Source organism: Bradyrhizobium sp. USDA 4541, from assembly GCF_024171085.1.
Lineage (GTDB): Bacteria > Pseudomonadota > Alphaproteobacteria > Rhizobiales > Xanthobacteraceae > Bradyrhizobium > Bradyrhizobium australafricanum.
In genome coordinates, this window is record NZ_JALJZF010000001.1 from 6,884,702 (window position 1) to 6,909,388 (window position 24,687).

24 protein-coding genes are annotated in these 24,687 nt (G+C 65.3%); 10 read left to right on the forward strand and 14 right to left on the reverse strand.

The window, feature by feature from the left end; all coding sequences use genetic code 11:
• The first annotated feature begins 103 nt into the window (after positions 1 to 103).
• Complete coding sequence (locus J2R80_RS33285; RefSeq protein WP_141340547.1) at positions 104 to 709, forward strand: TIGR00730 family Rossman fold protein; 606 nt, start codon at positions 104 to 106, stop codon at positions 707 to 709.
• 160 nt (positions 710 to 869) lie between these two features.
• Here the strand turns inward: J2R80_RS33285 and J2R80_RS33290 are convergent, their stop codons facing one another.
• The 4 genes from J2R80_RS33290 to cysS form a co-directional block, all read right to left on the reverse strand.
• Positions 870 to 1,247, reverse strand: a complete 378-nt coding sequence (locus J2R80_RS33290) for a VOC family protein (RefSeq protein ID WP_057017270.1) — start codon at positions 1,245 to 1,247, stop codon at positions 870 to 872.
• Positions 1,248 to 1,356: 109 nt separating this feature from the next.
• Positions 1,357 to 2,955, reverse strand: coding sequence for a citramalate synthase (cimA, locus tag J2R80_RS33295; protein WP_141340546.1), 1,599 nt, complete (start codon positions 2,953 to 2,955; stop codon positions 1,357 to 1,359).
• A complete protein-coding gene (locus tag J2R80_RS33300) occupies positions 2,952 to 3,458 on the reverse strand; it encodes a GNAT family N-acetyltransferase (RefSeq protein WP_141340545.1) in 507 nt (168 codons plus the stop codon). The genes cimA and J2R80_RS33300 overlap by 4 nt, the downstream gene beginning before the upstream one ends.
• The gene (gene cysS / locus J2R80_RS33305; protein WP_141340544.1) at positions 3,455 to 4,870 is read right to left on the reverse strand and encodes a cysteine--tRNA ligase; all 1,416 of its coding nucleotides are present in this window, start codon (positions 4,868 to 4,870) and stop codon (positions 3,455 to 3,457) included. The genes J2R80_RS33300 and cysS overlap by 4 nt, the downstream gene beginning before the upstream one ends.
• 294 nt (positions 4,871 to 5,164) lie before the next feature.
• Here cysS and J2R80_RS33310 point away from each other — a divergent pair, with 294 nt between their 5' ends.
• Both J2R80_RS33310 and J2R80_RS33315 read left to right on the forward strand, forming a co-directional pair.
• Complete coding sequence (locus J2R80_RS33310; RefSeq protein WP_076826458.1) at positions 5,165 to 5,488, forward strand: hypothetical protein; 324 nt, start codon at positions 5,165 to 5,167, stop codon at positions 5,486 to 5,488.
• 143 nt (positions 5,489 to 5,631) lie between these two features.
• Complete coding sequence (locus J2R80_RS33315; protein ID WP_076826456.1) at positions 5,632 to 6,798, forward strand: DUF2865 domain-containing protein; 1,167 nt, start codon at positions 5,632 to 5,634, stop codon at positions 6,796 to 6,798.
• Between the two features lie 7 nt (positions 6,799 to 6,805).
• On the opposite strand, the gene J2R80_RS33320 is transcribed toward J2R80_RS33315, so the two are convergent.
• The 3 genes from J2R80_RS33320 to J2R80_RS33330 all read right to left on the reverse strand — a co-directional run bounded on the left by J2R80_RS33320 (position 6,806) and on the right by J2R80_RS33330 (position 10,498).
• Positions 6,806 to 8,557, reverse strand: a complete 1,752-nt coding sequence (locus J2R80_RS33320; RefSeq protein ID WP_057017264.1) for an NAD+ synthase — start codon at positions 8,555 to 8,557, stop codon at positions 6,806 to 6,808.
• A gap of 149 nt (positions 8,558 to 8,706) precedes the next feature.
• Positions 8,707 to 9,060 (reverse strand): diacylglycerol kinase, encoded by a 354-nt coding sequence (locus J2R80_RS33325; protein WP_028334253.1) that lies wholly within the window; start codon positions 9,058 to 9,060, stop codon positions 8,707 to 8,709.
• Between the two features lie 49 nt (positions 9,061 to 9,109).
• On the reverse strand, positions 9,110 to 10,498 hold the full coding sequence (locus J2R80_RS33330; RefSeq protein ID WP_028334252.1) for a class II 3-deoxy-7-phosphoheptulonate synthase: 1,389 nt from the start codon (positions 10,496 to 10,498) through the stop codon (positions 9,110 to 9,112).
• A gap of 151 nt (positions 10,499 to 10,649) precedes the next feature.
• Here J2R80_RS33330 and J2R80_RS33335 point away from each other — a divergent pair, with 151 nt between their 5' ends.
• Entirely contained in the window at positions 10,650 to 11,576 is a 927-nt protein-coding gene (locus tag J2R80_RS33335) for an alpha/beta fold hydrolase (RefSeq protein ID WP_076826454.1), read from the forward strand.
• Between the two features lie 186 nt (positions 11,577 to 11,762).
• On the opposite strand, the gene J2R80_RS33340 is transcribed toward J2R80_RS33335, so the two are convergent.
• The 6 genes from J2R80_RS33340 to J2R80_RS33365 all read right to left on the reverse strand — a co-directional run bounded on the left by J2R80_RS33340 (position 11,763) and on the right by J2R80_RS33365 (position 16,653).
• The gene (locus tag J2R80_RS33340; protein ID WP_076826452.1) at positions 11,763 to 12,116 is read right to left on the reverse strand and encodes a cupin domain-containing protein; all 354 of its coding nucleotides are present in this window, start codon (positions 12,114 to 12,116) and stop codon (positions 11,763 to 11,765) included.
• Positions 12,117 to 12,173: 57 nt separating this feature from the next.
• On the reverse strand, positions 12,174 to 12,383 hold the full coding sequence (locus J2R80_RS33345; RefSeq protein WP_057017262.1) for a DUF2934 domain-containing protein: 210 nt from the start codon (positions 12,381 to 12,383) through the stop codon (positions 12,174 to 12,176).
• A 473-nt stretch (positions 12,384 to 12,856) separates the two neighbouring features.
• A complete protein-coding gene (gene gor, locus J2R80_RS33350; protein ID WP_057017261.1) occupies positions 12,857 to 14,242 on the reverse strand; it encodes a glutathione-disulfide reductase in 1,386 nt (461 codons plus the stop codon).
• A gap of 216 nt (positions 14,243 to 14,458) precedes the next feature.
• Positions 14,459 to 14,989, reverse strand: coding sequence for a DUF2059 domain-containing protein (locus tag J2R80_RS33355; RefSeq protein WP_057017260.1), 531 nt, complete (start codon positions 14,987 to 14,989; stop codon positions 14,459 to 14,461).
• Positions 14,990 to 15,012: 23 nt separating this feature from the next.
• Positions 15,013 to 15,711, reverse strand: a complete 699-nt coding sequence (rpiA, locus tag J2R80_RS33360) for a ribose-5-phosphate isomerase RpiA (protein WP_141340543.1) — start codon at positions 15,709 to 15,711, stop codon at positions 15,013 to 15,015.
• Positions 15,712 to 15,819: 108 nt separating this feature from the next.
• Positions 15,820 to 16,653, reverse strand: a complete 834-nt coding sequence (locus J2R80_RS33365) for an SDR family NAD(P)-dependent oxidoreductase (RefSeq protein ID WP_057017258.1) — start codon at positions 16,651 to 16,653, stop codon at positions 15,820 to 15,822.
• 76 nt (positions 16,654 to 16,729) lie between these two features.
• Here J2R80_RS33365 and J2R80_RS33370 point away from each other — a divergent pair, with 76 nt between their 5' ends.
• The 6 genes from J2R80_RS33370 (at position 16,730) to J2R80_RS33395 (ending at position 23,324) form a co-directional block, all read left to right on the forward strand.
• Positions 16,730 to 17,410, forward strand: coding sequence for an HAD hydrolase-like protein (locus J2R80_RS33370; RefSeq protein WP_076826449.1), 681 nt, complete (start codon positions 16,730 to 16,732; stop codon positions 17,408 to 17,410).
• 161 nt (positions 17,411 to 17,571) lie between these two features.
• A complete protein-coding gene (locus tag J2R80_RS33375; RefSeq protein WP_076826447.1) occupies positions 17,572 to 18,057 on the forward strand; it encodes a PEGA domain-containing protein in 486 nt (161 codons plus the stop codon).
• Positions 18,058 to 18,311: 254 nt separating this feature from the next.
• Complete coding sequence (moaA, locus tag J2R80_RS33380; RefSeq protein WP_076826445.1) at positions 18,312 to 19,346, forward strand: GTP 3',8-cyclase MoaA; 1,035 nt, start codon at positions 18,312 to 18,314, stop codon at positions 19,344 to 19,346.
• A 342-nt stretch (positions 19,347 to 19,688) separates the two neighbouring features.
• Positions 19,689 to 20,228 carry a TRAP transporter small permease subunit gene (locus J2R80_RS33385; RefSeq protein ID WP_028334243.1) on the forward strand — a complete coding sequence of 180 codons (540 nt, stop codon included), beginning with the start codon at positions 19,689 to 19,691 and terminating at the stop codon, positions 20,226 to 20,228.
• Positions 20,225 to 21,826 (forward strand): TRAP transporter large permease subunit, encoded by a 1,602-nt coding sequence (locus tag J2R80_RS33390; RefSeq protein ID WP_057017254.1) that lies wholly within the window; start codon positions 20,225 to 20,227, stop codon positions 21,824 to 21,826. The genes J2R80_RS33385 and J2R80_RS33390 overlap by 4 nt, the downstream gene beginning before the upstream one ends.
• 217 nt (positions 21,827 to 22,043) lie before the next feature.
• Complete coding sequence (locus J2R80_RS33395; protein ID WP_253640096.1) at positions 22,044 to 23,324, forward strand: M20/M25/M40 family metallo-hydrolase; 1,281 nt, start codon at positions 22,044 to 22,046, stop codon at positions 23,322 to 23,324.
• Between the two features lie 33 nt (positions 23,325 to 23,357).
• On the opposite strand, the gene J2R80_RS33400 is transcribed toward J2R80_RS33395, so the two are convergent.
• The gene (locus J2R80_RS33400; protein WP_141343149.1) at positions 23,358 to 24,686 is read right to left on the reverse strand and encodes a HAMP domain-containing sensor histidine kinase; all 1,329 of its coding nucleotides are present in this window, start codon (positions 24,684 to 24,686) and stop codon (positions 23,358 to 23,360) included.
• Between the last annotated feature and the right edge of the window lies 1 nt (position 24,687).

Here is a 24,687-nt window from a genome sequence, read left to right on the forward strand (position 1 = left end):
ACGAAAATTGTTCGCGATTCGCGGGAATTTACGGGATTTTTTGGCCCTCAATCCCCATATGGGAGTCTTGACCCTGTTTACGCTGCAGTGCCACAAGGAACGTATGAACCAAATCAAGACTGTCTGTGTTTATTGCGGCTCCGGCCCCGGTAACAATCCCCGTTTCGTTGAAGCTGCCGTCGCGCTCGGCAAGAGCTTTGCCGAAAACAACGTGCGCCTGGTCTATGGCGGCGGCTCGATCGGCTTGATGGGCGCGGTCGCGAGATCGACGCTCGATCACGGTGGCTCCGTCACCGGCATCATTCCCGAATTCCTGCGCGCGCGCGAGAACGCGTTGACTTCGGTTCAGGAGATGATCGTCACGCCCGACATGCATGAGCGCAAGCGCCTGATGTTCGAGCGCTCGGATGCGTTCGTCGCGCTGCCGGGCGGCATCGGCACGCTGGAAGAGTTGGTCGAGCAATTGACCTGGCAGCAGCTCGGCCGTCACCACAAGCCGATCCTGCTCGCCAACATCGACAATTTCTGGGAGCCCCTGCTCTCGCTTTTGAACCACATGCGCATGACCGAGTTCATCCGCCCCACGCTGCCGATCAACGTGCTGATGGCCGATCGCATCGACGAGATCCTGCCGCGGCTGCGTTCGGCGGTGGCACGCACGCCCGAGGCCGCGAAGGATCTCGCGCCCGAAGTGGCGCGGCGGCTGTAACTGTTCGCCGCACTTTCGGCTCCATGACCGTCATGCTGAGGAGGCCGCAGAGCGGCCGTCTCGAAGCACGACGGCCCCGCTGGTGGCCGTGCATCCTTCGAGACGCGCTACGCGCTCCTCAGGATGACGGGTCGAGACAAGTGCTAGCCTGAAATCCTTACTACTCGCTCGGAAACGTCACGGCCTCGATGCGGTTGCCGTCGGGATCGAGGACGAAGGCCGCATAGTAGCGCACGCGGTCGTGCGGGCGCAGGCCCGGAGGACCATCGGAGAGGCCGCCGGACGCCAACGCAGCGGCGTGGAAGGCGTCGACCTCCGCGGTAGTCTTCGCGCGCAGGCAGATATGGGTGCCGCTCTCATGCGGCACCTGCGCCATCGTGGCGCGCAGATTGATCCAGAATTCTGGATAGGCCTTGCCGAAGCCGACCGTCGCCGGCCGCGTGACGAGGCGGCTCAGGCCAAGCGCGGCCAACGTCGGCTCGTAGAACCGCGCGGCCCGTTCCAGATCGCGAACGCCGACGGAGACGTGGTCGATCATGGATACTCCCTCCCCGTTGTCATTCCGGGATGGTCCGAAGGACCAGACCCGGAATCTCGAGATTCCGGGTTCGCTGCTTCGCATCGCCCCGGAATGACGGCTCAATCACTCACGCCTGCGCGCCCGACTTCACCAGCTTGTAGAACACCGAATCCATCAGCGCCTGGAACGAGGCGTCGATGATGTTGGGCGAGACGCCGACCGTGGTCCAGCTCTCGCCGGTCTCGTCCTCGCTCTCGATCAAGACGCGCGTGACCGCCTCGGTGCCACCATTGAGGATACGCACGCGGTAGTCGATCAGCTTCAGGCCATCGATATATTTCTGGTACTTGCCGAGGTCCTTGCGCAGCGCGACGTCGAGCGCGTTGACCGGGCCGTTGCCTTCGGCGGCCGAGATCAGCCGCTCGCCGTCGACATCGACCTTCACCACCGCGAGCGCCACGGTGACGCGCTGGCCGTTGGCGTTGTAGCGCTGTTCGACATTGACGTCGAACTGCTCGACCTTGAAATATTCCGGCACCTTGCCGAGCGTGCGGCGCGCCAAGAGATCGAACGACGCGTTGGCTGATTCATAGGCGAAGCCCGCGGCCTCGCGCTCCTTCAATTCCTCGACCAGCCGCGTCAGCCGCGGATCGCTCTTGTCATAGGCGATGCCGGCACGGTCGAGCTCGGCCATCACGTTGGAGCGGCCGGCCTGATCGGACACCAGCACCTTGCGGTGATTGCCGACGGAATCCGGCAGCACGTGCTCATAGGTCTGCGGATCCTTCATGACAGCCGAGGCATGGATGCCGGTCTTGGTGACGAATGCGCTTTCGCCGACATAGGCCGCATGGCGGTTGGGCGCGCGGTTCAGCATGTCGTCGAGCGTGCGCGACACCTTCATCAGCGTCGCCAGCTTCTCCGTGGTGACGCCGATCTCGAACTTGTCGGCAAACTCCTGCTTCAGCTTCAAGGTCGGGATCAGTGAGCAGAGGTTGGCGTTGCCGCAGCGCTCGCCGAGGCCGTTGAGCGTGCCCTGGATCTGCCGCGCGCCGGCCCGCACCGCGGCGAGCGAATTGGCGACCGCCTGCTCGGTGTCGTTATGGGCGTGGATGCCGAGATGGGCGCCGGGCACCTGCTTGATGACTTCGCCGACGATGGTCTCGATCTCATGCGGCATGGTGCCGCCATTGGTGTCGCACAGCACCACCCAGCGGGCGCCGGCCTGATAGGCCGCCTTGGCGCAGGCGAGCGCGTAGTCGCGGTTCTCCTTGTAGCCGTCGAAGAAATGCTCGCAGTCGACCATCACCTCGCGGCCGAGCGCCTTCGCGGCAGCGACGCTGTCGCGGATCGAGGCGAGGTTCTCCTCATTCGTGGTCTCGAGCGCGACGCGGACCTGGTAGGCGGAGGATTTCGCGACGAAGCAGATCGCGTCCGCCTTGGCCTCGAGGATGCCGGCAAGCCCGGGATCGTTCGACGCCGAGCGGCCCGGCCGCCGCGTCATGCCGAAGGCGGTGAAGCGTGCGTGGTCGAACGCAGGCTTCTTGCTGAAGAACTCGGTGTCGGTCGGATTGGCGCCGGGATAGCCGCCCTCGACATAGTCGATGCCGAGCGCGTCGAGCATGCCTGATATCACCTGCTTGTCCTGCAGGGTGAAGTCGACGCCATTGGTCTGCGCGCCGTCGCGCAGCGTGGTGTCGAACAGATAGAGGCGCTCGCGGCTCACGCGTGGCCTCCCGGGGTCGCGACACCATCGAGCTGCTTCTGCATCGTGGTGTTGGCGAGCCACTCGTCGTTGATAGTGACCGAGTTGCGCTGCTGAGCGACGTAGCCGCGCTTGCGGAAGAATTCCAGCGCGGTGTCGCTGGCATCGACCTTCAGGGTCTTGGTGCCGCGGGCACTCGCGATCTTCTCAAGCGCATCGCACAGCGCGCTGCCGACACCCTGCCCGACCGCGCTCGGATGCACATAGAGCATGTCGATGAGATCGGCGCCCTTCAGCGAGGCGAAACCGACCGGGGCGCCCTGCAAGGTCGCGATCAGCGTGAGCTGGCCGGCGAGCTTCTTGCCGAAGGCCGCCTCGTCGTCGGCGGCCATCGCCCAGGCTTCCTGCTGCGCCTCGCTGTAGTCGTCGCCGGTCAGGTCCATGATCGAGGCCGCGAAGATCGCCGCCAGCAGCGGCGCGTCGTCGGGCAGATACGGGCGCAAGGCGGGCGCGGAGCGGCTCATCGCGCGACCTCCCAGGTGGTGATCGGCTTTCCTTCGGCATCCTTTCCGTCCTTGATCGCCACGCCCATCGCGGCGAGCTGATCGCGGATCCGATCCGACTCCTTGAAGTCCTTGCGGGCCCGCGCCGCGGTGCGCTCGGTGATCAGTGCTTCCACCGCGGCGGCATCGACACCGCTCGCCTGCTGCTTGCGGGCCTCCCACGCGGCCGCGCTCTCCGACAGGAAGCCGAGCAGCCGGAGCGAGCCGGCAAACTCCCTGCGGCTCTGTTCGCTGCTCGACGCAGCACCGCGCAGGCCGTGCAGCACGGCCATCGCCTGCGCCGTATTGAGGTCGTCGTAGAGCGCCTCGACCATCGCCGGCGACGGCGCGCCGGGATCGGCGTCGGCCGCGACCGCGTACCAGTCGTCGAGTGTCTTCGCGGCCTCCTCGGTGGCCTTGGCGGTCCAGTCGAGCGGCGAACGATAATGCGTCTTCAGCATGGCAAGCCGCAGCACCTCGCCGGGCCAATCGGCCAACAGATCGCGGATCGTGAAGAAGTTGCCGAGCGACTTCGACATCTTCTCGCTTTCGATCTGCAGGAAACCGTTGTGCATCCAGACATTGGCCATGCGGTCGGAGTGGAACGCGCAGCAGGTCTGGGCTAGCTCGTTCTCATGGTGCGGGAACACCAGGTCGATGCCGCCGCCGTGAATGTCGAACTTCTCGCCGAGATGCTTCCAGGCCATTGCCGAGCACTCGATGTGCCAGCCGGGGCGGCCCTCGACCTTGATGCCTGCGGGCGACGGCCATGACGGCTCGCCCGGCTTCGACGGCTTCCACAGCACGAAATCGGTGTTGTCGCGCTTGTAGGGCGCGACATCGACGCGGGCGCCGGCGATCATCTCGTCGAGCGAACGCTTCGACAGCGCGCCGTAACGCGGCAACATCGAATTGGCCGCGTTCATCGCCTGCGGCGAGAACAGCACATGATCCTCGGCGACATAGGCAAAGCCGCCGGCAACCAGCTTCTCGATGATGGCGCGCATCTCCGGGATGTGCTCGGTCGCGCGCGGCTGCACGGTCGGCGGCAAGCAGCCGAGCGCCGTGACGTCGTCCTGATACTGCTGATAGGTCTGCTCGGTGACCTTGCGGATCGCCTCGTTCAGCGGCACGCCGGGATAATCCCGCGCGGCGCGGACGTTGATCTTGTCGTCGACGTCGGTGACGTTGCGGACATAGGTCACGTGATCGGCGCCATAGCGATGGCGCAGCACGCGAAACAGCACGTCGAAAACGATGGCAGCGCGGCCGTTGCCGATATGGGCGAAGTCGTAGACCGTCGGTCCGCAGGCATACATGCGGACGTTTTCGGCATCGAGCGGCACAAACGGCCGCTTCTCCCGGGTCAGCGTATCGTAGAGGCGCAAATCCATGGAAACCGTTCCCTTGCGGCCGGGCGGTCCAATGCTCTCATGTGTTGAGAAAAGACGGCCTCAGCCAGCGAATCGCTAGCTCATAATCTCGCGGCAAATGCTGCAGATGGCGAGGTGGCCGTTCATGGTTCCACCATGTCTCACGGCCCCATTATTGCGTCAAGGGGCTGTTTTCGGGCAGTTAGCCACCCGCTCCGCACCGAAATCACGTCAACGCCCTCATGGTTAATCATTATTAAGGATTTGGGCGTATCCGGTCGCTTGCGGATTCCCCGCCATTTTCACTGGTGCACCATGCGGCCTGTTTCAGCATTGATTGCCTGCACGCTCTTTGTTGCTCCGTCCTTCCTTGTTTCCTCGGCCGCGCTGGCCGACAGCCGCGTCTTCATCGTCGCCAACCAGGCCGACGGCTACGGCATCGACCAGTGCCTCGCCCGCGGCGATCGCTGCGGTGCCTCCGCCGCCCGCGCCTATTGCCGGTCACGCGATTTTGCGCAGGCCACCAATTACCGCCGCGTCGATCCCGACGAGATCACCGGTGCGGGTCCGCACGCCGCGAATGAAAAATGCAACGGCAACAGCTGTGGTGAATTCGTCGCCATCACCTGCCAGCGCTGAGCCAAGCCGCTGGCCAGACGGGGTTATTGCCACACCGGCGCCCCGGAAACGACGTGACGCTGCCCCGAGAAACGGCTATTGCAGCGGCCTTGCCCGCGCGCTTTGGCGTTGATCGCCGCGCGGCGTCGTTTTAATGGCCGGATATGCCCAATAGCTCCCGTTCTCGCTTCTCCCGCTGGTTTCTGAGTTGCGCCGTGCTGGCCGGCATGTCCCTGCCCGCCACGCATGCCCTGGCGCAAGTGCCGCCCGGCCCGCCCGGTCCGGCTCCGCAAGGCGCGCCACAGCCCAATCCGCAGGCCAATCCGATGTGCGGCCGGCTCGAAGGCCAGCTGGCGGCGATCGACCGCGGCGGCGGCTCCGGCGACCCGGCCAAGGACGAGCAGATCCGCCGCTATCAGGACGCGGCAACCCGCCAGCAGGGCGAGCTCGATCGCGTGACGGCGCAGGCCCGGCGCATGGGCTGCGACAGCTCCGGATTCTTCTCGCTCTTCAACAACAATTCGGCGCAGTGCGGTCCGGTCAACACCCAGATCCAGCAGATGCGCGCCAATCTCGACCAGATCACCGCCAATCTCGAGCGGCTGCGCTCGGGCGGGCTCGGCGGCGCCGACCGCGAGAACCAGCGCCGTTCGGTCCTGACCGCTCTGGCGCAGAATAATTGCGGCCCGCAATATGCCGCGGCCGCGCGTGGCCCCGGCAACTTCCTCGAGAACCTGTTCGGCGGCGGTGGCGGCGGCAATCCCAACAATCCGCTGCCCCCGCCCGATGCGCAGTATGGCGCCCAGTCCGGGACCTTCCGCACCGTCTGCGTCCGCACCTGCGACGGCGCCTATTTCCCGATCTCGTTCGCGACCGTGCAGGCGCGCTTCGCCGCCGACGAGCAGATCTGCAAGGCGCAGTGCCCTGCCGCGGATGCCAGCCTGTTCACCTACCGAAATCCCGGCGAGGACATCAACCAGGCGGTCTCGATCAGCGGCGTGTCCTACTCGTCGCTGCCGAACGCCTTCAAGTACCGCACCGAGTTCAATCCATCCTGCTCCTGCAAGCCGGCCGGCCAGAGCTGGGCCGAGGCGCTGAAGGCGGTCGACGACAAGGCGTCCGCCGAGCAGCAGGGTGACATCATCGTCACCGAGGAGAGCGCGCGGAAGATGCAGCAGCGCGCCCAGACCAAGGCCGCCGCCGGCAAGAAGGGCGCGCCCGCAGCCGCAGCTCAACAGCAGCCCGCCGCCGCTGACGCCGCGGCACCGGCCGCGCCGGCGAGCGACGGCCAGATCCGCACCGTCGGCCCGACCTTCATTCCCAAGCGGTAAGAAGAGTTCAGCCCTCGAACGCTTCCGCCGACGCGCGCGAGGTGCGCGCCACCAGCGTCTCGTCGGGCGCCGGCAGCGCCTTGCCGAAATCGCGGAAGCGGTTGGTGATGGGATAGCGGCGGTCGCGGCCGAAGTTCTTCCGCGTCACCTTCACCCCCGGCGCCGCCTGCCGCCGCTTGTATTCGGCGATGTTGAGCAGGCGATCGACCCGGGCCACCACGTCGCGGTCGAAGCCGGCTTCGATGATGGTCGCCAGCGGCTCCTCGCGCTCCACCAGCCGCTCGAGGATCGCGTCCAGCACGTCGTAGGGCGGCAGCGAATCCTGGTCGGTCTGGTTCTCGCGCAACTCGGCGGTCGGCGGCCGGATGATGATGTTGACCGGGATCACCTCGCCTGACGGCCCGAGCGCGCCGTCCGGCTTCCAGCCATTGCGCAGGCTCGACAGGCGAAACACCTCGGTCTTGTAGATGTCCTTGATCGGATTGAAGCCGCCGTTCATGTCGCCGTACAGCGTGGCGTAGCCGACCGACATCTCCGACTTGTTGCCGGTGGTCACCACCATGGCGCCGGTCTTGTTGGAGATCGCCATCAACAGCGTGCCGCGGGCGCGCGCCTGCAAATTCTCCTCGGTGATGTCGCGGTCCAGCCCCTTGAACACCGGCGCCAGAATCGTCTCGAAGCCGTTCACGGCATCGGCGATCGGCAGGATCTCGTAGCGGATGCCGAGCGCCGCGGCGAGCTTGGCGGCATCGTCGAGCGACACCTGCGCGGTGTAGCGGAACGGCAGCATCACGCCGCGCACCTTGTCGGCGCCGAGCGCATCGACCGCGATCGCCGCGCACAGCGCCGAGTCGATGCCGCCGGAGACGCCGAGCAGCACGCCGGGAAAACCGTTCTTGCGGACATAGTCGCGCAGACCGAGCACGCAGGCCGCGTAATCGGCCTTGTCGCCCTCGAGCTGCGCCGTGATCGGCCCGTTGCAGCGCCAGCCGTCGGCGGTCTTGCGCCAGGTCAGCGTCGTGATGTTCTCCTCGAACGCCGGAAGCTGCGCCGCGACGGAAAGATCGGCATTCAGCGCGAACGAGGCGCCGTCGAAGATCAGCTCGTCCTGGCCGCCGACCTCGTTGAGATAGACCAGCGGCAGCCCGCTCTCAGTGACGCGCGCGACGACGATCGACAGCCTGAGGTCGGCCTTGTCGCGGGCATAGGGCGAGCCGTTCGGCACCACGAGAATCTCGGCGCCGGTCTCGGCGAGACATTCGACGACGTTCTCGTATTCTTCGGACTCCTCGAGCCAGATGTCCTCGCAGATCGGCACGCCGATACGCACGCCGCGCACCGTCACCGGGCCCGGCGCCGGGCCGCGCGCGAACAGCCGCTTCTCGTCGAACACGCCGTAATTCGGCAGATTGGCCTTGAAGCGCAGCGCGGCGATGCGGCCGCCGTCGAGCAGCGCGCAGGCATTGTAGAGCTTGCCGTCCTCGACCCACGGCGTGCCGATCAGCATCGCTGGGCCACCATCCCTGGTCTCGCGCGCCAGTTCCTCGATCGCGGCGCGGCAGGCCGACTGGAACGCCGGCTTGAGCACCAGATCCTCCGGCGGGTAGCCGGCGATGAACAGTTCCGACAGCACCACGAGGTCGGCGCCGTCGGCCTTGGCTTTCTCGCGCGCGGCGCGCGCCCTCGCGGCGTTGCCGGTGACGTCACCGACCGTCGGATTGAGTTGCGCCAGGGTAATCTTGATCTGTTGTTCGCTCATACGCTTAAGTTGTCCTGCACAACAGCAAACTTCAATCATCTTCCAGTCATGGTGCGATTGCAGAAATCGCGCCATGACCGGCGGGAGCTTCTTTTGAGCATGATCTGATCGGAAAACCGGTTCCCACGTTTCCGGATCATGCTCGGGAATCAGAACGCGCCCATGCGTTCGGCGAGGGCGAACAGCCAGAACAGCCCGGCCATGACGAGCGCGACGCCGACCGCGGCCGAGCCCATGTCCTTGACCCGCCCGATCTGCGGATCGTGATCCATGGTCAGGCGATCGGCTAGCTTCTCGATCGCGGTGTTGAGCAGCTCGATGACGAGCACCAGCACCACGGTCGCAACCAATTCGACCCGGCGCATCACGGTGGCGCCGACCAGCCAGGCCAGCGGCAGCGACAGCGCCAGCGCCACCACCTCCTCGCGAATCGCCTGCTCCGAGCGAATGGCGAATGCCAGCCCGTTGCGCGAGTTGATGGTGGCTCGCCAGAACCTCAGCAAGTCACGGCCCCCAAGTCCAAGTCACTGCCTGCCCAAGCCACAGCCCCAATCACAACCCCGCAGCGGCCGGCATCGGCTTGACCTTGCCGGCGCGCTCCTGCTTCAGGAGTTCGGCGATCAGGAAGGCCATGTCGATCGACTGTTCGGCATTAAGACGGGGATCGCAGACCGTGTGGTAGCGGTCGTTGAGGTCCTCATCGGTGATGGCGCGCGCGCCGCCGATGCATTCGGTGACGTCCTGTCCGGTCATCTCCAGGTGCACGCCGCCGGCATGGGTGCCTTCGGCAGCGTGGATCTGGAAGAACGACCTCACCTCCGACAGCACGCGATCGAACGGCCGCGTCTTGTAGCCCGAGGTCGAGGTGATGGTGTTGCCGTGCATCGGATCGCACGACCACACCACCTTGCGCCCTTCCCGCTGCACGGCGCGGATCAGGCCTGGCAGATGGTCGCCGACCTTGTCGGCGCCGAACCGGTTGATCAGGGTCAGGCGCCCCGGCTCATCGTCGGGATTGAGGATGTCGATCAGCTTCAACAGTTCGTCCGGCTTCAGCGACGGGCCGCATTTCAGGCCGATCGGGTTCTTGATGCCGCGGAAATATTCGACATGGCCGTGATCGAGCTGACGGGTTCGGTCGCCGATCCAGATCATGTGGCCGGAGGTCGCGTACCAGTCGCCGGTGGTGGAATCGACCCGCGTCATCGCCTGCTCGTAGCCGAGCAGCAGCGCCTCGTGGCTGGTGTAGAAATCGGTGGCGCGCAGCTCGGGATGGCTCTCGAGGTCGAGGCCGCAGGCGCGCATGAAGTTCAGCGCATCCGAGATACGGTCGGCCAGCTCCTTGTAGCGGCGTGATTGCGGCGAATCCTTCAGGAAGCCGAGCATCCACTGATGCACGCTGCCGAGATTGGCGAAACCACCGGTGGCGAACGCGCGCAGCAGGTTCAGCGTCGCGGCGGATTGCCGATAAGCCATCAGCTGGCGCTGCGGATCGGGAATGCGCGCTTCCGGGGTGAAGGCGATGTCGTTGACGATGTCGCCGCGATAGCTCGGCAGCTCGACGTCGCCCTGCTTCTCGGTCGGCGACGAGCGCGGCTTGGCGAACTGGCCGGCGATCCGGCCGACCTTCACCACCGGCAGCGCGCCGGCATAGGTCAGCACGACCGCCATCTGCAACAGGACGCGGAAGAAGTCGCGGATGTTGTTGGCGCCGTGCTCGGCAAAGCTCTCGGCGCAGTCGCCGCCCTGCAGCAGGAAGGCCTCGCCGGCGGCGACCCGCCCCAGCGCCTTCTTCAGGCTGCGCGCCTCGCCCGCGAACACCAGCGGCGGAAAAGTCGCCAGCTGGGCCTCGACATCGGCCAATGCCTTGGCATCGGGATAATCGGGCACCTGCAGCACCTTCTTGGCGCGCCAGCTATCGGGTGTCCACCGCTCGGACATGAGGTCAACTCCTGAGCAAAAACCGCAACTTAATCACGGCATGACGAAAGCCCGGCTTATACACAGGGCTCCGCTTTCCCGCTAGAAGGATTCCTGCAATCTGGTCAAGCCCTTGCAGGGAAATCCGAATTCGCATTTGGTAGAGCATAGCATGAATGCCGGGGAAATCGCCGTGGCCTCCGCCGCGCTGGACGACGTTTTTAGCGACGACATCGTCGTGCCGGCCGCGGACGGCTATCCGCTCGCCGCGACGCTGTTCCTGCCGCGCGGCACGCGGCGTCAGGCCGTGCTGATCAATTCGGCGACTGCCGTGCCCCGCAAGGTCTATCGCGGCTTCGCCGGCTACCTCGCCCGCCGCGGCGCCGCGGTACTGACCTACGACTACCGCGGCACCGGCGGTAGCCGGCCGATGGCGGCGACCGGCCTCAACAAGCCGAAATCACTGGCCGGCTTCAAGGCCACGATGGCGGACTGGGCTGCGCTCGACGCCACCGCGGCGGTGAGCTGGATGCGCGAGCGCTATCGCAGCCTCCCCTTCGCCTATGTCGGCCACTCCTTCGGCGGCCAGGCGCTCGGGCTGCTTGCCAACAATGCCGAGATCCCGCGCGCGCTCCTGATCGCATCGCAGGCTGCCTATTGGAAGCTGATGGCCTCGCCCGAGCGCTACCGCGTCGTCGCCTTCATGACCGGCGTCGGCCTGCCGCTGGCGCGCACGCTCGGTTACCTCCCCGCTTGGGCCGGCCTCGGCATGGACCTGCCGAGGGGCGCGTTCGAGCAATGGCGGAGCTGGGTGATGCGGGAGCGCTATCTGCTCGATGATGCCACGCTGACAGCGCGCGAGAATTTTCCGAAGTTCAAGGGCAAGCTCCGCGCGCTTGTCATGACCGACGACACCTGGGCAACGCGGCCGGCGGTCGAATTGCTGTGCTCCGCCTTCACGTCGATCACGCCGGAGATCATCTCGATCCGTCCCGCCGACGCCGGCGCAAAAGCGATCGGCCATCTCGGCTTCTTCCGCAGCGACCACCGCGACGCGCTGTGGCGCGGTGCCGCGGAGTGGATTGAGGCGGAGGGATAGACGCGGCACTCTCCGTCGTCGTCCCTGCTTTCGCAATGCGAAAGCAGGGACGACGCCGCATTTATTGCGCTGCTGGTGAGTCATAATTTCGCATTCTCGCGACATGAATCGCGCGAGCTTTGCTCTTCAACTCGGATTCGCGGTCAAGATGATGGGTATCGCTTCGCTCCACCCATCCTGCCAGCCTCACACCACCTTCCGCGGCGCCGCCGTCGCAGCATCGCCCGTGTTCGGTGTCCCGGTCGGCTCGATCAGCAGCAGATGCACCTCTTCCCGCGCGACGGGGCGATGCTCGACGCCTTTCGGCACGATGTACATCTGGCCGGGCGTTAGCGTCACGGTGCGGTCGCGCAGCTCGATGTCGAGGATGCCTTTCAGCACGAGGAAGAAATCGTCGGTGTCGTCGTGCTTGTGCCAGACGAATTCGCCCTGCACCTTTACCACCATGACGTCGCAGGCATTGAATTGCGCCACGGTGCACGGCGACCAGTGATCGCTGAATGTCGACAGTTTCTGCGAAAGATCGATCGCGCCGCTCATGATGCCTCCGGGTCCGGGCCAGCCTGCCGGACTCGTTAGCTCAGCCGCGCGACGCACTCAATGCACGCCCCTCAGCCTCTCCGGATATGTACTCGGCCCATTGTGCCCGTTGATGTCGCAAGGCGCTTCGCCGTTGGTGGCCCGCCGCGCCAGCAGTTCCTTTTCGGCCTGATACCAGAGCTGATCCATCTTGCCCGGCGGCTCGCCGGCGTCCTTCCATAATTCGTAGGCGCGGGTCCGGATCTCCTGCTCGGTTGGGCCTCTCATGCGCGGCTCCCTCAATTTGAGACATCAAACTGTTTGAGAGTGGAACGGACAGCATAGCGCAAGGTTCCAGGGTGCGCGAGACGGCCGCGCGCCGATGGCGCATCGCCTGTGCACAAGCGCCGTTGCGCAGACCATTCGCCGGAAACCGCGTTCGATTTGAGCGCGCGAAGCGGCCCTGAGGAAAAGTCCCGGGTGGATGTGCATGTCAACAAGGGTGCCCTAATTCCCGGGCACGAAGCGCGGCCGTCGGCGCCGGTCTTGCGGAGGCGCGCTACCCCTTCCGAGGTATGAAACCTTTGCCCCGCTTCCGCAGACAAAAACTCATCAGGATTTTGCCAACCTTCCTGGGGCTAGAGACAGCGCCGTCCGCATGTATTTTAAGCGGGCGGCGTTGGGCTGTCAGGCAGGGCTCATTCCCCGTTCCCCATCGCCAGGAGAACACCAGGACGGCAGCGCCGGCCTGCGGGCTACCGCTACTCCGCCGCCTGGCGCACGTGGCGCGCGGTGGGCGTCCGCATCGTCACCAGCTCTTCGGAAGCGGTCGGATGCAGCGCGATGGTGGCGTCGAAATCGGCCTTGGTCGCCTTCATCTTGACGGCGATCGCGACGGCCTGGGTGATTTCGGCGGCGCCATCGCCGACGATGTGGCAGCCGAGCACGCGGTCGCTCGCGCCGTCGACCACGAGCTTCATCAGCACGCGGGTGTCGCGGCCGGACATCGTCGCCTTGATCGGGCGGAAATCGGTCTTGTAGATGTCGACGTGGCTGAACTGCGCCCGCGCCTCCTCTTCCGTCAGACCAACGGTGCCGACCTCCGGCTGCGAGAACACCGCGGTCGGGATCGTGGCGTGGTCGACCTCGACCGGGCGCTTGCCGAACACCGTGTCGGCGAAGGCATGGCCCTCGCGGATCGCAACCGGGGTCAGATTGGTGCGGTGGGTGACGTCGCCGACCGCATAGATGTTGTCGACCGAGGTCTTCGACCAGCCGTCGACCTGGATGCCGCCATTGGCGGGATTGATGGCGACGCCGGCGGTCTCAAGCCCGAGATTGGCGACATTGGGATGCCGGCCGATCGCGAACATCACCTGGTCGGAGGCGATGCTCGAGCCGCTCGACAGGTGCGTGGTGAAGTCACGGCCGTGCTTGTCGACCTTCGCCACCGTGCAGCCGGTGATGATGGTGATGCCGCGCTTCTCCATCTCGGCGCGGACATGCTTGCGCACGTCCTCGTCGAAGCCGCGCAGGATGTTGTCGCCGCGATAGATTACCGTGACGTCGGAGCCGAAGCCGGCGAAGATGCCGGCGAATTCCAGCGCGATGTAGCCGCCGCCCTGGATCACGATCCGCTTCGGCAGCTCCTTGAGGTGAAACGCCTCGTTGGAGGAGATCACGTGCTCGATGCCGGGCACGATCGGCCCGTGATTGGGCGCGCCGCCGGTCGCGATCAGGATGTACTTCGCCGTCACCTTCTCGCCGGTGGCGAGTCTGATGGTGTGGGCATCCTCAAGCACCGCGCGGGTCTTCGCGATCCGTGCGCCCGACTTCTCGACGTTGGTGGTGTAGGCGCCCTCGAGCCGGGCGATCTCCTTGTCCTTGTTGGCGACGAGAGTGGCCCAGTCGAACGAGACCTGCCCGATGCTCCAGCCGAAGCCGGCCGCGTCCTCGATCTCGTCGTGGACGTGGCTGCCGATCACGAACAGCTTCTTCGGCACGCAGCCGCGGATCACGCAGGTGCCGCCCATCCGGTACTCTTCGGCGACCATGACCTTCGCACCGTAACCCGCGGCGATGCGGGCGGCACGAACGCCGCCCGAACCACCACCGATGACAAACAGGTCGACGTCAAACTCGGCCATGGTAAATCTCAGCTCTAATCGCCGGAATTCGGCTTGATCAACTGCTTTCCCTCAGCTTGAGGGCATCTAGTCTTTCACCGCCGTCATTGCGAGGAGCGATAGCGACGAAGCAATCCATCTCTCCGCTTGTGGGACAATGGATTGCTTCGCTTCGCTCGCAATGACGTAGATTAGTGCGGCGCACTCAACTTGACGCCCGTCATGCTGAGGCGTCGTTTAGATATCCTTGCCGCGCTTCTTCATCTCGGCCTTGAACTGGGCGTTGACGATCACGCCAAACTGCTGCGCCCACTGCTGCATATATTGCAGCGAATCGTTGATTGCCTTGGGCTCAGAGGTCAGAAGCTTCTGACCGAGCGGCGTCTTGTAGAAGATCACGAGATCCTTCAGCTCCTGCTCGGTGAACTCGGCGGCGTAGAGCTGCGCCATGCCTTCGCCGATTTCCTTCTCACTGCCACCCAGGTTCTTGGCGATGACGAGCGCGACCTCGTTGAGGTCCTTCTGGTAGTTGAGGTATTGCTGGAGCAGACCGGTCTTGGTCTTCTCGATGATTCCAGGAACGGCGCCGGCATACATCACCTGCACGTTCTTCATCTGAAGGATTTCCTTGGCGTACCCAATCGCCGCGGGGGTCGACTGCTTGACCTGGGGCATGGGAGGCAGCTGCGGCTGCTGCGCCATCGCCGGTGCGAGCGCCAGTCCAGCCGCCAGCGCCGCAGCCGACAAAAGTCCCGAAAAACGATTCATTCCAAGTCTCCTTGCTTGCGGCCTCATGGCCGTTCAACAACCCGAATTCCCTGCACGCCGGCCAGCACGGCGACGCTGCCAAGCCCGATGAACAGGCCGTGTTCGACCACGCCCGGAATCACGCTGAGCAAACCGGCAAGACGCGGCGGATCGCCGATCCGGCCGAGATGGGCATCGACGATCCAGTGGCCGCCATCGGTGACAAAAACGTGACCGTCCTTGCCCTGACGGACCAGCATTTCGCCGGATACGCCGGCCTCTGAAAACGCCCGCGCCATCGCGGCCTGGGTCGCGGCGAGCCCGAACGGGATCACCTCGACCGGCAACGGAAAGCGGCCGAGCACGTCGACCCATTTGCTGTCGTCGGCGATCACGATCATGCGATCACTGGCGGCCGCGACGATCTTCTCGCGCAGCAGCGCCCCGCCGCCGCCCTTGATCAGGTTGAGCGCCGGATCGATCTCGTCGGCGCCGTCGATGGTGAGGTCGAGATGGTCGATCTCGTCCAGCGTGGTCAGCGGAATGCCGCAGCGGATCGCATCCGCGCGGGTCGCTTCCGAGGTCGGCACGCCGATCACCTTCATGCCCGACCGGACCTTCTCGCCGAGCAGCTCGACGAAATGCTTCGCGGTCGATCCGGTGCCGAGCCCGAGCTTCATGCCGTCGCGCACCTCTTCGAGCGCGCGCGCCGCCGCCTGGCGTTTCAGTGCGTCCATGTCCACGTGCCGATAGCCCCTCGGTTGGTCCGTTACGGGCCGCCATCGGGTGGCCCGGCGGGCGCATATCTAGCGTCGTTTTGCAGGCAGGAATAGCGGCAAGCGGACCAGTCTTTAGGCCGAAACGGCGTCCATCGCGGCCAAAATCGCCGAAAAGCGCTGTTCGACCTCGGCCCGCATCCCGGGGTGGGTGAAAATGTAGAACTGGTCGTCGCGGATCGCGGCCAGCACATGTCCTGCAACCGACGCCGGATCGAGACCGGCCTCCAGGCGTCGCGCGATCTCGGCGACGACAGCGGCCATCGGGCTTGCCGGATCGAGCTGACGGGTCGGGCCGTACTGCTCCGGGCGGTTGCGCCCGCTCTCGCCGATCCGGGTCCGCACAAAGCTCGGACAGAGCACGCTGACGCCGATCCCGAGCGGCCTGAGCTGCATGGCGAGCCCTTCGGACAGGCTGACGACGGCGAACTTGGTCGCCGAATACGGGCTCAAGCCAAGCCCGGCATTCATCCCGGCCATCGAAGCCGTATTGACGATATGGCCACCCTCGCCGTGCCCGCGGATGTGCGGCAGGAAGCTCCTGATGCCGTGCACGACGCCCATCAGATTGACGTCGATCACCCAGCGCCAGTCGTCGACCGAGATCGGGTCAATGCCGCCGCCGGCCGCGACGCCGGCATTGTTGCAGACGACATGGACCTTGCCGAAGGCGCGGAACGACGCCTCCGCCGCGCGATCGACGCTTAGGGGATCGGCAACGTCGCAGACCACGCCATGAGCATCCGCGCCGCCGGCGCGCAGCGCATCGACGGCCTTGTCCAGCGGACCGGCTTCAATGTCGGCGAGCATCACCTTCATGCCCTCGCGAGCAAAGGCGGTTGCCATCGCCAGTCCGATTCCGCTGGCCGCGCCGGTGACGAAAGCGGCTTTTCCGGCAAGTTCCCGCATCTCAGCCTCCCCTATCTCATGACGTGCCCACATCTACTCTTGCATCGCAGCGCCCGGCCCGATAGCCAAAAGCATCATGTCCGCCGCCTCTCCCCCCATCGTCGTATTCGATCTCGACGGCACGCTGGTCGACACCGCGCCCGATCTGATCGGCGCGCTGAACCATGTGCTCGACCGCGAGGGCCTGCGGCCGGTGCCGCTGGCGGCCGCGCGCAGCATGATCGGCGCCGGCGCCCGCAAGCTGCTCGAACGCGGGCTCGAGGTGGAAGGACGCGCGGTCAGCGTCGGTGACCTCGACCGCTTGACCGCGGATTTCGTCGACTATTATGCCGAGCATATCGCCGACGGCTCGCGACCGTTCGACGGGCTCGAGGCCGCGCTCGACCGGCTCGAAGCAAAGGGCCATCGCTTTGCGGTGTGCACCAACAAGCTGGAATGGCTGTCGAAGCTGCTGCTCGACCGGCTCGGCCTGACCAAGCGCTTCGCCGCGATCTGCGGCGCCGATACCTTCGGCATCGCAAAACCCGATCCGACGTTCCTGCGCGAGACGGTGGCCCGCGCCGGCGGCCGGCTGCCCGGCGCCATCATGGTCGGCGATGCTGGCCCCGATGTCGGGGTCGCAAGGCGCGCCCAGGTCCCGGTGATCGGCGTCGATTTTGGCTATACCGACGTTCCGATGACCGAGCTGAAGCCGGACCGGCTGATCAGCCATATGCGCGATCTGCCGGACGCCGTCGCCAGCCTGAGCGCGGCATAAACTTTCCGCAACACACTGATATCGCTTGGCAATATTTAGCCATGCGATTCCGCCATTAACCATCCTTTAACGAGCAGGCCCCCCGCTGTTGCGCCTCTGTTCCGACGCACCTATGGTCCGCTCCGGGGATTGTGGCTGATTGCCGCAGTAGAGTGTGGATCATGCGTCGTATCATCGTGATTGCGGCCGCCGGGCTGAGCCTGGCCGGCTGCTCCTCCTTCTCATTGGATTCGTTCAAGTCGGCGCCGCCGCCGATGCCGGTTCAGCTGGATTCAAACCCGCCGGGCGCCGACGCCGTGACCTCGCTCGGACCGGGCTGCAAGACGCCCTGCACCGTGTCGATCCCGGCGCCGGAGACCAACTTCTCCGTCACCTTCAACATGCCGAAGTTCCAGCCGGCGACCGTTCCGGTCACCGTGACCCGCGTTCCCGGCGACTTCACCACGCCGGCCACCACGACGCTGGATCCCAGTCCGGTGTTCGCCGAGTTGCAGCCGGCCGGACCGCCGCCGCGCGCGGCGAAGAAGCCGATACGGAAGAAGAAGCCGAAACCGGCTGCCGCTGCGGCGCCTGCCGCCGCTCCGGACTCCGCGTTCCCCGCCCCGAGCGCGGCTGCGCCGGCGCCGGCCGCCGCGCCGTCGCGCTAGCGCGGGCGGCCGAACCGCATTTGCACTGCACAAGAGCCCGGCCCAAAGCCGGTTTTTGTATTTGGTCGAGACACATCCGCGATTGCGATCCTACATCGCGCGATCTGCCTCGCCTATCGCTTTGCATGTTGCGGATCATCCATACGATCATCCCTTGGGACGCATTGTGACAACGCGCCAACATGCATAGATTGCGGATGCCGGAGCCGATCACGGCGCGGCAGGCAGGAAACAGATTGCAAGGCCCGAACTGAATGAACGGATCCACGCAAGCACATTCCGACACGCTGTTTCGTCCGATGACCGATCCGTTCGGCCGGACCATCCGTTATTTGCGCGTCTCCGTCACCGACCGCTGCGACCTGCGCTGCTTCTACTGCATGTCGGAAGACATGACCTTCCTGCCGAAGGCCGATCTCTTGACGCTGGAAGAGCTCGACCGGCTCTGCTCGGCGTTCGTCGCCAAGGGCGTGCGCAAGATTCGCCTCACCGGCGGCGAGCCGCTGGTCCGCCGCAACGTGATGGGCCTGGTGCGCTCGCTGTCGCGGCATCTGACCACGGGCGCACTCGACGAATTGACGCTGACCACCAACGGTTCGCAGCTGGCGCGCTTCGCCCAGGAGCTGGCCGATTGCGGCGTGCGCCGCGTCAACGTCTCGCTCGACACCCTCGACCCCGTAAAATTCCGGGCCGTCACCCGCTGGGGCGACATCGACAAGGTGCTGTCGGGCATCGAGGCGGCGCGGTCGGCGGGGCTCGCGGTCAAGATCAACGCGGTCGCGCTGAAGAACATGAACGAGGACGAGATTCCGGCGCTGATGGAATGGGCGCACGGCAAGGGCATGGGCCTCACCTTGATCGAGGTGATGCCGATGGGCGACATCGGCGAAGGCCGGATCGATCAGTACGTGCCGCTGTCCTTGATGCGCGCGCGGCTCGAGAAGCACTACACGCTGACCGATCTGTCCGACGACACCGGCGGCCCCGCCCGCTACGCCCGGGTCGCCGAGACCGGCGGCAAGCTCGGCTTCATCACGCCGATGACCCATAATTTCTGCGAATCCTGCAACCGGGTGCGGATCACCTGCACCGGCACGCTGCACACCTGCCTCGGCCACGAGGACGCCTCCGACCTGCGCCGGCCGCTGCGTGCCTCCGCCGACAACGATTTGCTGGCGGCGGCCATCGACCGGGCCATCGGACTGAAGCCGAAGGGGCACGATTTCATCATCGACCGCCGCCACAACCGTCCGAGCGTCAGCCGCCACATGAGCGTGACCGGCGGCTAGTCTTCAAGCTCCCTTCCGACGCGCGGCCTGTCCCCCGATTACCAAGGCGGGACAACAGTTTGCCGCGGCGTCAATTTGTCCATTTTCCGATTGACGGCGTTCCATGGCGCTGATTTGGTGAATCAGCTTTCACGCTAGTCTGGCCAGCATAGGCCGCTGCCCTCCGTCGGCTCCTGCCGACGATTCCCGGCAGCCAAGAACGGCTGAAGCGGATTTCGGGGGAGGACGAACGTTTGCAACTGCTCCTGAAAGTGAGCCGTGGCTCCGTGCGCATGCGCGCGGCGGCCAGATGATGCTTGAAGAGATATTCGGCGCGCGGATGGCGCGACCGTGGAGATCGTGATGCGCCCATTGTTGGCATTAAGTCAGGCCATCGACCAACTCAACGAGAAGATCGGCTACATCTGCAACCTGCTGGTGCTGATCTCGTGCCTGGTCAGCGCCGGCAACGCCATGATCCGCTACGCGTTCAGCTACTCGTCGAACGGCTGGCTCGAGGCGCAGTGGTACATGTTCGCGATCCTCGTGATGTTCGGCGCCTCCTACACCTTCAAGCGCAACGAGCATGTCCGCGTCGAGATCATGTATCTGATGCTGTCCGAACGCGGCCAGCTCTGGCTCGACCTGATCGGAACGCTGTTCTTCCTGATCCCGGCCTGCCTCCTGCTCGCCTATCTGTCATGGCCGTTCTTCTACCAGGCCTATGCAGTCGGCGAGATGAGCGGCAACGCCGGCGGCCTGCTGCGCTGGCCGATCAAGTTCGTTATCCCGTCCGGCTTCGTGATGCTTGCGCTGCAAGGCGTCTCAGAGGTGATCAAGCGGATCGCCGCGCTGCAGGGCTACGTGACCATCGACGCGAAGTATGAGAGGCCGACTCAATGATCACGCTGGAGATGATGCCGCCACTGATGTTCGGCGGCCTGATCGTAGCGATGCTGATCGGTTATCCGGTGGCGTTCACGCTCGCCGCGGTCGGCCTGTCGTTCGGGTTCCTCTCGATCTATCTCGGCTTCTTCGACCTCAACTTCCTGCAGGCGATCCCGGGCCGCATCTTCGGCAGCGTGCTGTCCAACGAGCTGCTGCTGGCGATCCCTTTCTTCACCTTCATGGGCGCGATATTGGAGAGATGCGGGCTCGCCGAGGACATGCTGGATTCGATGGGCCAGCTGTTCGGCCCGATCCGCGGCGGCCTCGGCTATTCCGTGATCATCGTCGGCTTCATCCTCGGCGCCATCACCGGCACGGTGGCAGCGCAGGTGATCGCGATGGCGCTGATCTCGATGCCGGTGATGATCCGCTACGGCTACAACATCCGCTACATCACCGGCGTGCTCGCCGCCTCCGGCACCATCACGCAACTTGTCCCTCCCTCTCTCGTCCTGATCGTGCTCGCCGACCAGCTCGGCAAGTCGGTCGGCGACATGTATCTCGGCGCCTGGGGCCCATCGGTGTTCCAGATCCTGCTGTTCGCCGGCTACACCTTCCTGCTCGGCATCTTCAAGCCGAGCCATGTGCCGGCGGTGCCGATCGAGGCGCGCACGCTGACCGGGTGGGCGCTGTGGAAGAAGTGCCTGCTCGGCATCATCCCCTCGGCGGTACTGATCTTCGTCGTGCTCGGCACCATGATGATGGGCCTTGCGACCCCGACGGAAGCCGGCGCCATGGGCGCGGTCGGCGCCATCGTGCTCGCCGCCATCCACCACAAGGATTTCAGCGCCACCGGCAACAAGGTGCTGATGGTCGGTGTGATCGCCGGCGGCATCGGCACCATCATCGCGATGCTCTACAGCGAGAACCTGCTCTTCAAGCTCGCCTTCGCGATCACCTACGCCGCGGTGGTCTGGATCTGCCTCGAGGCCGTCAAGATCCCGGACCTGCGCGACCTGATCAAGCAGGGCTACGAGACCACCATGCGGATCACCTGCATGGTCACCTTCATCCTGATCGGCTCGACCTGCTTCTCGGTCGTGTTCCTCGGCGTATCCGGCGGCACCTGGCTGGAGCACCATCTGACCTCGCTGCCCGGCGGCGTCTGGGGCTTCCTGATCTTCATCAACCTGTTCATCTTCTTCCTGGCGTTCTTCCTCGACTTCTTCGAGATCGCCTTCATCATCCTGCCGATGGTCGCGCCGATCGCGCAGAAGGTGCTGGCGCCGGTGGTCGGCCCCGACGCCGCGCTGATCTGGTTCGGCGTGATGCTCTGCGTCAACATGCAGACCTCGTTCCTGCATCCGCCATTCGGCTTCGCGCTGTTCTATCTGCGCGGCGTGGCGCCCAAGGAAGTGAAGAGCTCGGACATCTACTGGGGCGCAATGCCGTGGATCGGCTTGCAGGCGATCATGGTGGCGCTGGTGATCGCGTTCCCGGTCGTCGTCACCGGACTGCTCGACAAGCCGCTCGATGTCGACCTCAACAAGGTCAAGATCGAGGTGCCGCAGATCGACCTGCCGCCGCTCGACTTCGGACAGCCGAAACAGTAGCCCGGCATCAGCGCATTCGGCGTGCCCAGAGCATTTCGGTTCTGATTAAATCAGAACCGAAGCCCTGGATTCTCGTTTTGTCGCGTTTTCTTCACGCGAACCGGCGTCCACTTCGCTCGAAAACGCTCGCGGGCGCGAGGCACGCCGCTGTTGACGGCACCGGCGAGGCCTGTGAAGACGGGGATACGGATCGTCCTCCAACTCACAGATCGCCGCCATGCCCCAATTGCATCCCGCCCGCTCGCTCATTCGCCCGCTGATGCTGTCGCTTGGTCTGGCGCTTGCCGCGCCCGCAGCGCATGCAGCCGACATTCGCGCGCTGGCGCAACAGGAACAGCAGCCGCTGCTCGACACCCTGCGCGACCTCGTGCAGATCGAATCCGGCAGCAAGGACATCGAGGGCCTGAACCAGCTCGCCGAGCGAATCGCCGGCCAGCTCAAGCAGCTCGGCGGCACGGTCGATATCCTGCAGACCACCGATATCTACCGCCTCGACGACACGCCGGAGAAGATCGGTCCCGCCGTGCAGGCCGTCTTCAAGGGCACGGGCAGCGCGAAGATCATGCTGATCGCGCACATGGATACGGTGTATCTCAAGGGCATGCTGAAGGACCAACCCTTCCGCATCGATGGCGACAAGGCCTATGGGCTCGGCATTGCCGATGACAAGCAGGGCGTCGCCACCATCCTCCACGCCGTGGCGTTGCTGCAGAAGCTGAACTTCAAAAATTACGGCAAGCTCACCGTGCTGATCAATGGCGACGAGGAGATCTCTTCGCCCGGCTGGCGCAGCACCATCACCCGCCTCGCCGCGGAACAGGATGCCGTGTTCTCGTTCGAGGGCGGCGGCACCGACGGCACGCTGCGCCTCGCCACCAGCGGCATCGGCTCGGCCTACCTCACGGTGCACGGCAAGTCGTCGCATGCCGGCGCCAGGCCCGAAGGCGGCGTGAATGCGCTCTATGAGCTGTCACACCAGGTGCTGCAGATGAAGGACCTGTCCAAGCCGGAGCAGGGCCTGAAGCTGAACTGGACGGTGTCCAAGTCCGGCACCAACCGCAACGTGATCCCCGCCGAAGCCACCGCCCAGGCCGATGCGCGCGCGCTCAAAATGGCGGATTTCGACGAGCTCGAGAAAGCCCTGCAGGACAGGATCAAGAACCGCCTGCTGCCGGACTCCGGGGTGGACGTGAAGTTCGAGGTGCGCCGCCCCCCGCTCGAAGCCAGCGACGCCTCGCGCCGCGTGGCCGGCCACGGCAAGACGATTTATCAGGAACTCGGCATGGCGCTGAACGTGGCCGAGCGGGCCACCGGCGGCGGCACCGACGCGGCATTTGCCGCCCTCAAGACCAAGGGCGCCGTGGTGGAAGGCATGGGCCTGTCGGGCTTCGGCGCGCACTCCAACGATGTGGAATACGTGCAGATCAACAGCATCGTGCCGCGCCTCTATTTGACCACGCGCATGATCATGGATCTGTCCGACGGCAAGGTGAAGTAGACCGGCAAGGCCGCGGCGCGTTCGCGGGCCGGCTCAGGACGCCGCCGGCTCCGCCTTGGCGAGGCGGAAGCGCAGCGTGAACTGGGCGCCGCCGGACGGCAGGTTCTCCACCCTCACCGTCGCATCGTGATCGTCGACGACGCCGCGCACGATCGAGAGCCCGAGCCCCGCGCCGTCGGTGCGCTGGCGATCGCTGCGCCAGAAGCGCTGGAAGATCAGGCCCTGCTCGGCGGGCGCAATTCCCGGCCCGCAGTCGCGCACCTGCACCGAACCGTTGTCGTGCACCTCGACATCGACCGAAGTCCTCTCGGCGGTGTACTTGATGGCGTTCTCCGCCAGATTGAAGATGGCCCGCTGCAGCATCTCCGCATTGCCCCTGACCTGCACCGGACTGTCGGTGCCGCGCAACGCGATATCTTTCCGCTGCGCCAGCGCGTAGGGCGCGATCGAGCCGACCACCTCGGCGCACACCGCGCGCAAATCCGCGGTCTCGCCGGGATCCAGCACCAGCGTGTCGAGCTCGGCGATCTCGAGCAGCTGGCTGACGATGCGGCTCATGCTCTCGATGTCGGCATGCAGCTCCCTGGTCCCCTTGGCCGCATCGAGCGTTTCGATTCGGGTCCTGAGGATCGCAAGCGGCGTGCGCAGCTGATGCGCGGCATCGGCCGTGAACTGGCGCTGCACGTGAAAGCCTTCCTCAAGGCGATCGAACGCCTGGTTGACGGCGGTCACCAGCGGCAGGATCTCGCTTGGAATCCCCTCCGTCGGGAGGCGGATATCGGTCCTTGCCGGCCCGATGCTTCTCGCCTCCTCCGAGGCCCGCAACAGCGGTGTCACCGCGCGGCGGAAGATCAGGATGTCGGTGGCAAGCAGGATCAGAAGGATCGGGATGGTGATCCAGCCGACCCGCCGAAAGAAATTGGAGACGATGTCGTCGATGATGACGTCGCGATGCGACAGGTCCTCGGCGACCAGGATGCGCAGCGTCTGGCCGCCGAGCAGCTTGGTGACGCTGGCACCGGAAATCCGGTTGGCGGACGCCGGCAGTCGCGGCGCCTCGCGATGCGACGAAAACAGCAGGTGACCGTCGGCATCGTAGATGTCGTAGCGGTAGCGGCCATAGGCGTCGGAATAGAGTCCCTTCAGGCTGTCCGGCAGGTTGAGTTGCACCTTGCCCGCGGCATCGACCGAGAGGTTCTGGCCGAGATCGGCGGCCTGGTCGCGCATCGCTTCGCGATGCAGCTGATTGATCTCCGAATTCAACAGCCACAGCAGCAGCAGCGGCAGGAAGATCGCCGCGACCGCGACCGCCACGATGTGCAGGAACACGATCCGCGACGTCAGCGACTTGAAGCGGAACACG